At 67.4% G+C, this 13,427-nt stretch carries 12 protein-coding genes; 5 read left to right on the top strand and 7 right to left on the bottom strand.

All coding sequences use genetic code 11. From position 1 onward, the window contains the following. Positions 1-33: 33 nt before the first annotated feature. Positions 34-768 carry a TerC family protein gene (locus AC1RB9_RS19750; protein ID WP_003106697.1) on the bottom strand — a complete coding sequence of 245 codons (735 nt, stop codon included), beginning with the start codon at positions 766-768 and terminating at the stop codon, positions 34-36. A 456-nt stretch (positions 769-1,224) separates the two neighbouring features. Between AC1RB9_RS19750 and AC1RB9_RS19745 the strand changes: the two genes are divergently transcribed. Then, positions 1,225-2,421 (top strand): lytic murein transglycosylase, encoded by a 1,197-nt coding sequence (locus AC1RB9_RS19745; RefSeq protein WP_003449108.1) that lies wholly within the window; start codon positions 1,225-1,227, stop codon positions 2,419-2,421. Between the two features lie 31 nt (positions 2,422-2,452). Here the strand turns inward: AC1RB9_RS19745 and AC1RB9_RS19740 are convergent, their stop codons facing one another. Genes AC1RB9_RS19740 through napE form a run of 6 tightly spaced genes read right to left on the bottom strand, consistent with a single transcriptional unit; the run spans position 2,453 to position 7,036 of the window. Continuing rightward, positions 2,453-3,049, bottom strand: a complete 597-nt coding sequence (locus tag AC1RB9_RS19740) for a cytochrome c3 family protein (RefSeq protein WP_003082412.1) — start codon at positions 3,047-3,049, stop codon at positions 2,453-2,455. A 10-nt stretch (positions 3,050-3,059) separates the two neighbouring features. After that, positions 3,060-3,551: a nitrate reductase cytochrome c-type subunit gene (locus tag AC1RB9_RS19735; protein WP_003082414.1), complete on the bottom strand. Its 492-nt coding sequence runs from the start codon at positions 3,549-3,551 to the stop codon at positions 3,060-3,062. Between the two features lie 10 nt (positions 3,552-3,561). Beyond that, positions 3,562-6,066 carry a nitrate reductase catalytic subunit NapA gene (napA, locus tag AC1RB9_RS19730; protein ID WP_003449113.1) on the bottom strand — a complete coding sequence of 835 codons (2,505 nt, stop codon included), beginning with the start codon at positions 6,064-6,066 and terminating at the stop codon, positions 3,562-3,564. Continuing rightward, the gene (locus AC1RB9_RS19725) at positions 6,047-6,376 is read right to left on the bottom strand and encodes a chaperone NapD (RefSeq protein ID WP_003082422.1); all 330 of its coding nucleotides are present in this window, start codon (positions 6,374-6,376) and stop codon (positions 6,047-6,049) included. Before AC1RB9_RS19725 ends, napA begins: the two co-directional genes overlap by 20 nt. After that, on the bottom strand, positions 6,369-6,860 hold the full coding sequence (napF, locus tag AC1RB9_RS19720; RefSeq protein WP_003449124.1) for a ferredoxin-type protein NapF: 492 nt from the start codon (positions 6,858-6,860) through the stop codon (positions 6,369-6,371). Before napF ends, AC1RB9_RS19725 begins: the two co-directional genes overlap by 8 nt. Positions 6,861-6,868: 8 nt before the next feature. Then, entirely contained in the window at positions 6,869-7,036 is a 168-nt protein-coding gene (gene napE / locus AC1RB9_RS19715; RefSeq protein WP_003082429.1) for a periplasmic nitrate reductase, NapE protein, read from the bottom strand. Between the two features lie 221 nt (positions 7,037-7,257). On the opposite strand from napE, the gene AC1RB9_RS19710 reads away from it, so the two are divergent. The 4 genes from AC1RB9_RS19710 to AC1RB9_RS19695 all read left to right on the top strand — a co-directional run bounded on the left by AC1RB9_RS19710 (position 7,258) and on the right by AC1RB9_RS19695 (position 13,424). Next, positions 7,258-7,860, top strand: a complete 603-nt coding sequence (locus tag AC1RB9_RS19710; RefSeq protein WP_003082431.1) for an outer membrane protein — start codon at positions 7,258-7,260, stop codon at positions 7,858-7,860. A 79-nt stretch (positions 7,861-7,939) separates the two neighbouring features. After that, on the top strand, positions 7,940-8,617 hold the full coding sequence (phoP, locus tag AC1RB9_RS19705; protein ID WP_003082436.1) for a two-component system response regulator PhoP: 678 nt from the start codon (positions 7,940-7,942) through the stop codon (positions 8,615-8,617). Then, complete coding sequence (gene phoQ, locus AC1RB9_RS19700) at positions 8,614-9,960, top strand: two-component system sensor histidine kinase PhoQ (protein WP_003082438.1); 1,347 nt, start codon at positions 8,614-8,616, stop codon at positions 9,958-9,960. The genes phoP and phoQ overlap by 4 nt, the downstream gene beginning before the upstream one ends. A gap of 101 nt (positions 9,961-10,061) precedes the next feature. Further along, positions 10,062-13,424: a diguanylate cyclase gene (locus AC1RB9_RS19695; protein ID WP_003086577.1), complete on the top strand. Its 3,363-nt coding sequence runs from the start codon at positions 10,062-10,064 to the stop codon at positions 13,422-13,424. Positions 13,425-13,427: the final 3 nt, after the last annotated feature.

The following is a 13,427-nucleotide window of genomic DNA, read 5'->3' as shown; positions in this document are numbered from 1 at the left end:
GAGGACGGGGCGCCCCTGGGCGCCCCGTTGCTCTTAGCGGCCTTCGCTTTCGGCGGCGTCCGCCGGCGCGGCATGCCGCTGCTTCAACTGGCGGCGCGCCAGGAGGCTGCCGAGGAGGATCACGAACAGCGCGCCGAAGGCCGCCGCACCGTAGTGCAGGTAGGAATCCCATTGCGCGTAGGGCGCCAGCCAGGGCTTCAGGGCGCTGTCGGTGAGCAGCATGCCGCCGGCGATCCAGCCGAGCAGGCCGCCGCCGAAGAGGATGATCAGCGGGAAGCGGTCGATCAGGCGCAGGATCAGCTGGCTGCCCCAGACGATGATCGGGATGCTGATCAGCACGCCCAGGGAGACCAGGAAGAAATCCCCGGCCGAGGCGGCGGACAGGGCGATGACGTTGTCCAGGCTCATCACCGCGTCGGCGATGATGATGGTCTTGATCGCGCCGAGCAGGTGGGTGCTGCCCTTGATGTCGTCGCCGTTCTCCTCCTCCGGCAGCAGCAGCTTGATGCCGATCCACAGCAGCAGGAGCGCGCCGATTACCTTGAGGTAGGGCAGGTCGAGCAGGTGCAGGGCGAAGAACAGCAGCAGGATGCGGATCAGGATGGCACCGGCGACGCCGCCGAAGATCGCCTGCTTGCGCCGGTGCGCCGGCAGGTGCCGGCAGGCGAGGGCGATGACTACGGCGTTGTCGCCGCCCAGGAGGATATCGATGGCGACGATCTGCAGCAGGGCTGTCCAGAACGTCGGGTCGCTCAACCAGTGGATCAAGGTTGTACTCCGAAACGTGTAGTGAGGGTGGAAAGCCCGGGGCGGTGGCGGGTGGCGGCCGCCCGGCTTTCCTGCGGTGGTCTGGGACCGTCGGGGCCGGCTCCGGCTTGTGGACGGAGGCGGGGAACACTGCTTGGACCGGCGAACGCCCGGCCAGTGCCCGGAAAACGGACGCGCGGGTGGCGCAGCGCGTTCGGGCACGGATGTGACGCGGCGGATCGGCCGCGAGACACCCGGCATGCGTATTCCGCCGCCAGTCTGCCCGAGCAAGGTTTCACCCGCCTTTCAGGGCGGAGATGGCGCCGCACCCGGCGGGACGGTAGGCTAGTGGCCCGTGTGGCTGACTCGACCAGTCGAACGCCGATCACCGAGTCAACCGTACAGGCCACCAGGCCTTCGGCGCCGGGGGAAGCCCGCCGGTGCCATGGATGACCGTTCACCGTACAAGGAAACCCCATGCGCAGTCTTCTTCTCTCCTCGCTGGCCCTGCTACCCGCCCTGGCCCTGGCGCAACCCGACGCCTCGAGCTTCCCTTCCTGCCTCGCCGGCCTGCAGAAGAAGGCCCAGGCGCAGGGCATTTCCGCCGACAGTTATGAGCGCTTCACCAGCGGCCTGCAGGCCGACCTCAGCGTGCTCGACCTGCTCGACGCGCAGCCGGAGTTCACCACCCCGCTGTGGGACTACCTGGCCGGTCTGGTGGACGAGCAGCGGGTCAGCGATGGCAAGGCGATGCTCGCCCAGCACGACAAGCTGCTCGACCAGGTGGCCGCGCGCTACGGCGTGGACAAGTACACGGTGGTGGCGGTGTGGGGCGTGGAAAGCGACTACGGGCGGATCTTCGGCAAGCGTCCGCTGCTGACCTCGCTGTCGACCCTGTCCTGCTACGGGCGCCGCCAGTCGTTCTTCCAGGGCGAGTTCCTCGCCACCCTGAAGCTGTTGCAGGCCGGCGACATCCGCGACGCCGGCATCACCGGCTCCTGGGCCGGGGCCTTCGGCCATACCCAGTTCATGCCATCGACCTACACGCGGATCGCCGTGGACTTCGACGGCGACGGTCGCCGCGACCTGGTAGGCAGCGTGCCGGATGCCCTCGGTTCCACCGCCAACTACCTGAAGAAGGCTGGCTGGCGCACGGGACAGCCGTGGGGCTATGAAGTGAAGGTGCCGGCCGACTTCCCCGCCAGCCTGGCCGGGCGCGGCAAGCGCCAGCCGCTGTCGGCCTGGGTCGCCCGTGGGGTGAGGCGGGTCGACGGCCAGCCGCTGCCGGGCGGCGACGAGAAGGCCGCGATCCTCCTGCCGGCCGGGGCCCAGGGCCCGGCCTTCCTGGTCTATCGCAACTACGATGCGATCTATTCCTACAACGCCGCGGAAAGCTACGCGCTGGCCATCGCCCTGCTTTCCGACCGCCTGCGCGGCGGCAGCGGCCTGGTGGCGTCCTGGCCGACCGACGACCCGGGCATCAGCCGGCTCGAGCGCAAGCAATTGCAGAAGGCGTTGCTGGCGCGCGGCTACGACATCGGCGAGGCCGACGGGCTGATCGGCACCAGCACGCGCAAGGCGATCCAGGCCGAGCAGAAGCGCCTCGGCCTGACCCCGGCCGACGGTCGCGCCGGGCGCAAGATCCTCGAGGCGCTGAAGGGCGCCCAGCCCTGATTGCGCCGCGCCGCCCGGTCCGCGGGCGGCGCTACCAGCCCTTCACCCCGGTCATGTCCGGCAGGTGGTGGGCGATCCCCTTGTGGCAGTCGATGCAGGTGGCTTCGCCGCTGGCCAGGGCGGTGGAGTGCATCTGCCGCGCGCGCACGCTCTGCCGGGTGAAGTCCATGAACTCGAAGTTGTGGCAGTTGCGGCATTCCAGCGAATCGTTGGCCTTGAGTCGTGCCCATTCGTGCTCGGCCAGCTCGCGGCGGTGATCGAGGAATTTCTCGCGGGTGTTGATGGTGCCGAAGATCTTGCCCCAGACCTCCTTGGAGGCCTGCATCTTGCGCGCGATCTTGTCGGTCCACTTGTGTGGCACGTGGCAGTCGGGACAGGTGGCGCGGACTCCGGAACGGTTGCTGTAGTGGATGGTGTCCTTGAGTTCGACGAACACGTTGTCGCGCATCTCGTGGCAGGAAATGCAGAAGGTCTCGGTGTTGGTCGCCTCCAGGGCGGTGTTGAAGCCGCCCCAGAAGACGATCCCGGCGATGAAGCCGCCGAGGGTGAGGAAGCCCAGGCTGAAATGCACGCTGGGACGACGCAGGACCCGCCAGTAACCGGCCAGCCAGGCGATGAGTGCTTTCATGCGGCCTCCCTCAGGGTTTGCGCGCCGCATTGGCGGCTTCTTTCTCGAGGATCTGGTCGATGTTCTCGAAGCGGTTGTCGACCAGCGGCTTTACGTCCTGTTGCGGCACATGGCACTGCACGCAGAAGTAGCGGCGCGGCGAGACGGCGGCCAGCGGCTGGCCGTCGCGGTCCATGTAGTGGGTGATGCTGATCATCACCGCCTGGGTTCGCGCGCTGTTGGCGCGGCTGTGGCAGGACAGGCACTTGTTGCTGTCCTTGTCGATGCGATAGCCGACGATGCTGTGGGGAATGGTCGGCGGCTGCTCGGGGTAGTTGCGCTCGCGTTTCAGGTCCTTGTTTTCCTCGGCCGCCAGCGGCGGCGCGGGGCGGCTTTCGGCCAGCGTGCCGCCGGGGCGGCGGCCGTCGGGGGCGGGCGCGTCCAGCGGGTAGCCGAGGTCGGCGGCGAAGGCCGCGGGGGCGCCGAGCAGGACGAGGAGCAGGGCAGTCAGCAGAGGTTTCATGGCGCGCTCCTCAGGCCAGGTTGAGCAGTTCGATGCGAACGGCGCACTTCTTGTAGTCGGTCTGCTTGGAAATCGGGTCGGTGGCGTCCAGGGTGACCTTGTTGATCAGCTTGTTGGCGTCGAAGAACGGCACGAACACCAGCCCCTGGGGCGGCTTGTTGCGCCCGCGGGTCTCGACCCGCGCGCGGATCTCGCCGCGCCGGCTCACCACCTTGACCTCGCTGCCGCGGCGCAGCTTGAGCTGGCGCGCATCCTCCGGGTGCATGTAGACCAGCGCGTCGGGCACCGCCTTGTACAGCTCCGGGACCCGCGCGGTCATGCTCCCGGTGTGCCAGTGTTCGAGCACCCGGCCGGTGGCGAGCCAGAACGGGTAGTCCTGGTCCGGCGCCTCGGCCGGCGGCTCGTAGGGCAGGGCGAAGACGATCGCCTTCTTGTCCGGATAGCCATAGAACTGCACGCCGCTGCCCTTGCTCACGTAGGGGTCGTAGCCCTCGCGGTAGCGCCAGCGGGTCTCCTTGCCGTCCACCACCGGCCAGCGCAGGCCGCGCGCCTCGTGGTAGGCGTCGAAGGGGGCGAGGTCGTGGCCGTGGCCGCGACCGAAGGCGGCGTATTCCTCGAACAGACCCTTCTGGATATAGAAGCCGAATGCGTCGACCTCGTCGTTGGCATAGCCCTTGGCCAGGTCGCTGGCCGGGAAGCGGTCGACCTGGCCGTTGCGGAACAGCACGTCGTAGAGGGTCTTGCCCTTCAGCTCGGGGGCCTTCGCCCGCAGTTCCGAGGGCCAGACCTCGTCGGTGGTGAAGCGCTTGGAGAATTCCACCAGCTGCCAGAGGTCGGACTTCGCCTCGCCCGGTGCCTTCACCAACTGGTGCCAGAACTGCGTGCGGCGCTCGGCATTGCCGAAGGCGCCTTCCTTCTCCACCCACATGGCGCTGGGCAGGATCAGGTCGGCGGCCTGGGCCGAGACGGTGGGGTAGACGTCGGAGACGATCACGAAGTTGTCCGGGTTGCGCCAGCCGGGCAGCACTTCCTGCATCACGTTGGGACCGGCCTGCATGTTGTTGCTGACCTGGGTCCAGTAGACGTTGAGCACGCCGTCCTTGAGCATCCGGCTCTGCTGCACGGCGTGGAAGCCGACCTTCTCCTGGATGGTGCCGGCCGGCACCTTCCAGATCTTCTCCGCGGTTTCCCGGTGCTTCGGGTTGGTCACCACCAGGTCGGCGGGGAGCCGGTGGGAGAAGGTGCCGACCTCGCGCGCGGTGCCGCAGGCCGAGGGCTGGCCGGTGAGCGAGAAGGGGCTGTTGCCCGGTTCGCTGATCTTCCCGGTGAGCAGGTGGATGTTGTAGATCAGGTTGTTCGCCCAGACCCCGCGGGTGTGCTGGTTGAAGCCCATGGTCCAGAACGACACCACCTTGCGCTTGGGGTCGGCGTAGAGTTCGGCGAGGGCCTTCAGCCGCTCGGCCGGCACGCCGCTTTCGCGCGCGGTGCGCTCCAGGGTATAGGGCTTGACGAACTCGGCGAAGGCCTTGAAGTCGATATCGCTCCAGGTGTTGGCCTTGTCGGCGTTCTTCGCCTTCTTCTCCAGCGGGTCGTCCGGGCGCAGGCCGTAGCCGATGTCCTCGGCGCCATGGGCGAAGCGCACGTGGCGCTCGACGAAGTCGCGGTTCACCGCGCCGCTCTCGATGATGTGGTTGGCGATATAGTTGAGGATGATCAGGTCGGTCTGCGGCTTGAACACCATGGGCAGGTCGGCCAGCTCGAAGCTGCGGTGCTCGAAGGTGGACAGCACCGCGACCTTGACCTGCGGCGCGCTGAGCCGGCGGTCGGTGACCCGCGACCAGAGCACCGGGTGCATCTCGGCCATGTTCGAGCCCCAGAGGACGAAGCTGTCGGTGGCCTCGATGTCGTCGTAGCAGCCCATCGGCTCGTCCATGCCGAAGCTGCGCATGAAGCCCATCACCGCCGAGGCCATGCAGTGGCGGGCGTTGGGGTCGATGTTGTTGCTGCGCAGGCCGGCCTTGAACAGCTTGTTCGCCGCATAGCCTTCCCAGACCGTCCACTGGCCGGAGCCGAACATGCCGACCGACTCCGGTCCCTTGGCCTTGAGCGCGGCCTTGAACTTCTCGGCCATGATGTCGAAGGCCTGTTCCCAACTGATCGGCTGGAACTCGCCCTGCTTGTCGAACTTGCCGTCCTTCATGCGCAGCAGCGGGCGGGTCAGGCGGTCGCTGCCGTACATGATCTTCGACAGGAAGTAACCCTTCACGCAGTTGATCCCGCGGTTGACCTCGGCCTTGATGTCGCCATGGGTGGCCACCACCTGGCCGTCGCGGGTGGCGACCATCACGCTGCAACCGGTGCCGCAGAAGCGGCAGGGGGCCTTGTTCCAGACCAGGCTGGTGACGTCCGCCTCGGTCACCAGGTTGCTGGCGCGGACCAGGATCGGCAGGCCGGCCGCCGCCGCGGCGATGGCGGCGGCGTTGGCCTTGGCGAATTCACGACGGGTGAGGTTCATCGATTGTCTCCTCGGGCGAGCACGGTATCGCGCGGTCGGTCATGGCCGCCGCGTCGTTGCTATCGTCGTCGTGCAGGATCTCGTGGTAGACCAGCACGGCGTTGAGCACTCCTGGCAGGTTCTGCAACTGGCCCAGGGTGTCGAGAATCTGTTCTTCGCGTTCGGCTTCCAGCACCAGGATCAGCTTGCCCTGCGGGCTTTCCTGGTAGATCTCCAGGCCGTCGAGCAGCGCCAGGTTGGCCTTCACCGCCGGCAGTCGCTCGGGCCGGCAATGCAGGATGAGGCTGGCGATCTGCAGGGCTTCAGGCATGTCGTGGAGACTCCTTGGTGGATAGCGCGCGCAGTTGGATGGCCTGGCTCGGACAGTGCGCCAGGCAGGCGCCGCAGCCGTTGCAGCGCTGGCTGTCCAGCTCGGCCAGGGCGACGCCGCCGGGGCCCGGGCGGAAGCGGATCGCGGCGGGTTCGCAGGCGTCCTGGCAACTGCGGCAGTGGATCCCGGCCAGGGCCAGGCAGGCTTCGCCGATCGTGGCGATCCAGGGGAAGGCCGGGCGCGCGCCATCGAACAGGCCGGCCTCGCAGCGGCTGGCGCATTCCCCGCACAGCGTGCAGCCGGCGCTGGAGAGGTCGAGTTCGACGAGCCGACCGGCGCCGAGCTTCAGCACGCCTTCCGGGCAGGCCTCGACGCAGGCGGCGCAGCCTGTGCAGCCTGCGGCGAAGTCGGCGGCGGTCCACGGCGGGCGACGCGTCGGCGGGTGCCCGCCGAGGCGGCGGAACAGCTCTCGGCGACTGCTCATACCCGACCTCAGGCCGGCGGCCCGGGCGGGCCGGCCAGTAGCTGGTACATCCAGACGCAGAAACCGAAGCCGCCGACCAGTGCGACGGACAGCAGCGGGAACAGGCAGATCACGAGAAACAGGAAGAGCCTGGCTTCCATGCCCTTGACGCGTCCCTGGTCGGGTTGTTCGTTCATTGGCCCAGCCTCTATGCAGGCGACTGTAGAAAGCCTAGACCCTACTGGCAGTACGGGCAAAAACCTCGCCGAGCCGGCGCGCGGCAGCCTGGAAACAGAGCGTTCGCCGGCAAACGCGAGTCGTTCAGCCCGGGTTCAGCAAGCGTTCAGGGGCGGTTCAGTACCCTGTCCGTACTCTGCAAGCCGTGAACGACACGACTCTCGCAGAACGGAGAAACACCATGAAAGCACTCAAGACTCTCTTCATCGCCACCGCCCTGCTGGGTTCCGCCGCCGGCGTCCAGGCCGCCGACAACTTCGTCGGCCTGACTTGGGGCGAGACCAGCAACAACATCCAGAAATCCAAGTCGCTGAACCGCAACCTGAACAGCCCGAACCTCGACAAGGTGATCGACAACACCGGCACCTGGGGCATCCGCGCCGGCCAGCAGTTCGAGCAGGGCCGCTACTACGCGACCTACGAGAACATCTCCGACACCAGCAGCGGCAACAAGCTGCGCCAGCAGAACCTGCTCGGCAGCTACGACGCCTTCCTGCCGATCGGCGACAACAACACCAAGCTGTTCGGCGGTGCCACCCTCGGCCTGGTCAAGCTGGAACAGGACGGCAAGGGCTTCAAGCGCGACAGCGATGTCGGCTACGCTGCCGGGCTGCAGGCCGGTATCCTGCAGGAGCTGAGCAAGAATGCCTCGATCGAAGGCGGCTATCGTTACCTGCGCACCAACGCCAGCACCGAGATGACCCCGCATGGCGGCAACAAGCTGGGCTCCCTGGACCTGCACAGCAGCTCGCAATTCTACCTGGGCGCCAACTACAAGTTCTAAATGACCGCGCAGCGCCCGCGAGGGCATGCTTCGATGGCCGGGCCGGAAGGTCCGGCCGCATCTCATCCGGAGGAACCTCATGAAACTGCTGGTAGTGGAAGACGAGGCGCTGTTGCGCCACCACCTCTATACCCGCCTGGGTGAACAGGGGCACGTGGTGGACGCGGTACCGGATGCCGAGGAAGCCCTCTACCGGGTCAGCGAATACCACCACGACCTGGCGGTGATCGACCTCGGCCTGCCGGGCATGAGCGGCCTGGACCTGATCCGCGAGCTGCGTTCGCAGGGCAAGTCCTTCCCGATCCTGATCCTCACCGCCCGCGGCAACTGGCAGGACAAGGTCGAAGGCCTGGCCGCCGGGGCCGACGACTACGTGGTCAAGCCGTTCCAGTTCGAGGAACTGGAAGCGCGCCTGAACGCGTTGCTGCGACGCTCCTCGGGGTTCGTCCAGTCGACCATCGAGGCCGGTCCCCTGGTCCTCGACCTGAACCGCAAGCAGGCGCTGGTCGAGGAGCAACCGGTGGCGCTGACCGCCTACGAATACCGCATCCTCGAATACCTCATGCGGCATCACCAGCAGGTGGTGGCCAAGGAACGCCTGATGGAACAGCTCTATCCCGACGACGAGGAGCGCGACGCCAACGTCATCGAGGTGCTGGTCGGCCGCCTGCGGCGCAAGCTGGAGGCCTGCGGCGGCTTCAAGCCGATCGATACGGTGCGCGGCCAGGGCTACCTGTTCACCGAGCGCTGCCGGTGATCCGTTCCCTGCGCATCCGCCTGATGCTCGGCGCCGCCGCCCTGGCGGTGCTGTTCATGCTGGCGCTGCTGCCGGCCCTGCAGCGGGCCTTCGGCATCGCCCTGGAGAACACCATCGAGCAGCGCCTGGCCGCCGACGTGGCGACCCTGGTCTCGGCGGCGCGGGTGGAGAAGGGCCGCCTGGTGATGCCCGAGCACCTGCCGGTGGAGGAGTTCAACCTGCCGGAGGCCAAGGTCCTCGGCTATATCTACGACCAGAATGGCGATCTGCTCTGGCGCTCCACCTCGGCGGCCGACGAGTCGATCAACTACACGCCGCGCTACGACGGCCGCGGCAACGAATTCCACACCACCCGCGATGCGAAGGGCGAGGAGTTCTTCGTGTTCGACGTCGAGATCGACCTGCTGCGCGGCAAGCAGGCGGCCTACAGCATCGTCACCATGCAATCGGTCAGCGAGTTCGAGAGCCTGCTCAAGGGGTTCCGCGAGCAGCTCTACCTGTGGCTCGGCGGCGCCCTGCTGGTCTTGCTCGGGCTGCTCTGGCTGGGTCTGACCTGGGGCTTCCGGGCGATGCGCGGGTTGAGTTCCGAGCTGGACCAGATCGAATCCGGCGAGCGCGAGAGCCTGAGCGAGGAGCATCCGCGCGAGCTGCTGCGCCTGACCCACTCGCTGAACCGCCTGTTGCGCAGCGAGCACAAGCAGCGCGAGCGCTACCGCCACTCCCTCGGCGACCTGGCGCACAGTCTGAAGACGCCGCTGGCGGTCTTGCAGGGGGTCGGCGACCAGCTCGCCGAGGAGCCCGGCAACCGCGAGCAGGTGCGGGTGCTACAGGGCCAGATCGAGCGCATGAGCCAGCAGATAGGCTATCAGTTGCAGCGCGCCAGCCTGCGCAAGAGCGGCCTGGTACGCCATCGCGAGCAACTGGCGCCGCTGGTGGAGACCCTGTGCGACGCGCTGGACAAGGTCTATCGCGACAAGCGGGTAAGCCTGCAGCGGGACTTCTCGCCGTCCTTCAGCGTGCCGGTGGAGCGCGGCGCGCTGCTGGAACTGCTCGGCAACCTGCTGGAGAACGCCTATCGCCTGTGCCTGGGCCGGGTCCGCGTGGGCGCCCGGCTGGGGCCGGGTTACTCGGAGCTGTGGGTCGAGGACGACGGTCCCGGAGTGCCTGCCGAACAGCGCGCACGAATCATCCGCCGCGGCGAGCGCGCCGATACCCAGCACCCGGGGCAGGGCATCGGCCTGGCCGTGGCGCTGGACATCATCGAGAGCTACGACGGCGAACTGAGCCTGGACGATTCCGAGCTGGGCGGCGCCTGCTTCCGCATACGTTTCGCTACAGTCTGAGACTTGGCGGCCGTTACCTACGTCTGAGGTGTTTCCGCGCTACGCTGAAGTCTGTTCGGCTGGCGCAGTTCCTTTGACGCAGGTACCGGGGATTCGAGCGGATGTTCAGTGGCAAAACCGACGACAGGGGCTTGTGGGCGGGCATCCAGGCCGGTGTGCTGTTCTTTCTCGCCGCCCTGGCCTGCATCTACCTGTCGCGCCAGCCCGCCACCATCGCGGCGATCTGGCTGCCCAACGCGATCCTCACCGCCGCCCTGCTGCGCGCGCCGCTGCGCCAGTGGCCGGCGATCCTGCTCTGCTCCGCCGTGGCCAACCTGGCGGCCAACCGCCTGTATGGCGACAGCCTGTGGATGAGCGCGGCGTTCCTGCCGGCCAACCTGAGCGAAGCGATCTTCGCCGCGATGCTGTTACGCATCAACCGGGTGCGCGAGGACTTCGAATTCAACCTGCATTCGGCGGTTCGCGTGCTCTGGGCCGGCGCGCTGATCCCGCCCTTGCTCGGCGCCTCGGTGGGCGCGGTGCTGGTCAGCGTCTTCGGCATGGGGCGTTTCCCGGAAATGTGGGCGCGCTGGTACGTGGGCGATGCGATGGGCATGCTCGCGCTGCTGCCATTGTGCATGGCCAGCAACCTGGCGGCCTGGCGTCACGCTCTGTCGGGGCGGGCGGGAGTGGACAACGCGATGCTCCTGCTGGTGACCCTGGTGATCAGCTTCGTGGCCCTGACGCGCCTGCCCTACGCCTTCATCTACGTGCTCCTGCCGCTGCTGGTGGCCGCCGCCAGCACCAGCGTGTTCGGTACCGCGCTGATCGGTTGCCTGAACACCTGTTTCATCGCCGTGCTGATCGCCCTCGGCGTGTTCGTCCCCGAGTCGTCCCAGCAACGTTTCGGCGAGCCGCTGCTGTACCTGCCGATGGCCTTGACCCTCATTCCCGCCTTCCTGGTCTCGGTGATCATGGAGCGCAGCCGCCGCGAGCAGCATCAGGTGGCCATCGGCGAGGCGCAGTTCCGCGGCGCCATGGAATTCTCGGCGATCGGCATGGCCCTGGTGTCGCTGGAGGGGCGGCTGTTCAAGGTCAACGAGGCGCTGTGCCGGATGCTCGGCTATTCCGCCGAACGCCTGGGCGAGCTGTCGTTCCAGGAGATCACCTATGTGGACGACCTGGAACTGGACCTCGACCTGGTGCGCGACCTGCTCGCCGGGCGTATCAACTCCTACCAGATGGAGAAGCGCTACCTGCGCCAGGACGGCGAAACCTTCTGGGCGCGCATCAGCGTGTCGCTGGTGCGCGACGAGGAGGGAGTCGCCCAGTACTTCGTCACCCAGGTGGAGGATATCGACAGTCGCAAGCGTGCCGAGCTGGAGCGCGAGCGCCTCGCCGAACGGATCAAGCTGGCCACCGACGCCGGGCAGATCGGCATCTGGGAGTGGGACCTGGCGCGCAACCGCCTGCACTGGGATTTCCGCATGTTCGACCTGTACGGCATCCGCAGCGGTCCCGGGGAGACCACGGTGGAGCAGTGGAAGGCGAGCCTGCATGCCGAGGATCACGACCGCGTGCTGCGCGAGCTGGAGCGCGCCGTCAGCGGGTTGCAGAAATTCGACTGCGAGTTCCGTATCGTCCGCCCCAACCGCGAGGTTCGCCACCTGCGGGCGATCGCCACGCTGACGCGCGACGAGGACAACCGTCCGGTGCGGATGATCGGCATCAACAGCGACATCACCGAGATCCGCACCCTGGCGGAAACCCTGCACGAGGAAAAGGAACGCCTGCAGGTGACCCTGTATTCCATAGGCGATGCCGTGTTGACCACCGACGCCGGCGGCCGCGTGACCTTCATGAACCCGGTGGCCGAGGCGATGACCGGCTGGACCTTGCAGGACGCCATCGGCGCGCCCCACGAACTGGTCTTCAACGTGCTCGACAGCGACACCGGCGAGGCCCTGGAAAGCCCGGTGCGACGCTGCCTGCAGAACACCCGGGTGTTCTACCTGGAGGACGGCGCCACGCTGATCAGCCGCAAGGGCGAGCAGCACGATATCCAGAATTGCGCGGCGCCGGTGCGCACCCGCGATGGCGAGATCATCGGCACCGTGCTGGTGTTCCAGAACGTCACCAAGGCCCGGGCGATGCAGCGCGAGCTGAGCTATCACGCCTCCCACGATGCCCTCACCGGGCTGTTCAACCGCACCAAGTTCGAGGAGGAGCTGCAACGCGCCCTGGCCAACGCCCAGGAGCGGGCGACCCAGCATGCGCTGTGCTTCATCGACCTCGACCGCTTCAAGGTGGTCAACGATTCCGCCGGGCACGCGGCGGGCGACATGCTGCTGCGCGAGCTGAGCCGGATTCTCGCCGACCGCACCCGCGCCTCCGACACCCTGGCGCGGCTGGGCGGCGATGAGTTCGGCCTGCTGCTGTTCGATTGCGACCTGGCGGAGGCGGAGCAGGTGGCGAGCAAGCTCATCGAGCAGATCTGCTCGGTGCGCTTCCCCTGGGAAGGGCGGCTCTACGACGTGGGCGCGAGCATCGGTATCACCGCCCTTACCGCCACCTCGCGCAGCACCAGCGAACTGATGAGCCAGGCCGACGTGGCCTGCTACGCGGCCAAGCATGCCGGGCGCAACCGGGTTTCGGTGTACCAGTTCGGCCATGAGGAAGTGGAGCGCCAGCACCGCGACATACTCCTCGCCAGCGGGCTGCGCGAGGCCCTGGAGAACGACCGCTTCCAGTTGCAGGCGCAGGAGATCGTCCCGGTCGGCCCCCGCCGCGACGGCGACCGGCACTACGAGCTGCTGCTGCGACTGTACGATCCGGATGGCCAGATGACTCCGCCGGGCGCCTTCATCCCGGCCGCCGAGCGCTTCAACCTGATGGCCAGCATCGACCGCTGGGTGATCAACGAGGCGCTGATCAACTTCGGCGCGCGGATCGCCGCGGTGGAGGGCCTGAGCATCGGCATCAACCTGTCCGGCAACTCGCTCAACGACCCGCTGTTCCTGCCTTACCTGCTGGATCGCATCGAACACTCGCCGCTGAGGCCGGAGCGCCTGTACTTCGAGCTGACCGAGACGGCGTTGATGAACCAGTTGTCGGTGGCTTCGCGGATCGTCGCCAAGCTGCGCGACCTCGGCTGCAAGGTGGCGCTGGACGACTTCGGCTCCGGCCTGAGTTCCTTCAATTACCTGAAGAATTTCGTCGTCGACGTGATCAAGATCGACGGCAGCTTCGTCCGCAACCTGGACAAGAGCCCGGTGGACCAGGCCATCGTCGACTCCATCAACCAGATCGCCCACCGCCTGGGCGCGGTGACCGTGGCCGAGTTCGTCGAGAGCCGGGAAATCCTCGATCACCTGGCGCGCCTCGGGGTGGATTTCGCCCAGGGCTACGCGGTCGGGCGGCCGCAGCCGTTCGCCACGGTGCTCGACCAACTGCGCAGCGGGCTTCGTCGCCAGGAGTTGGGCTGAGCT

It is taken from the genome of Pseudomonas sp. 20-5 (genome assembly GCF_056782835.1).
This window is presented reverse-complemented; position numbering and strand designations above follow the sequence as displayed.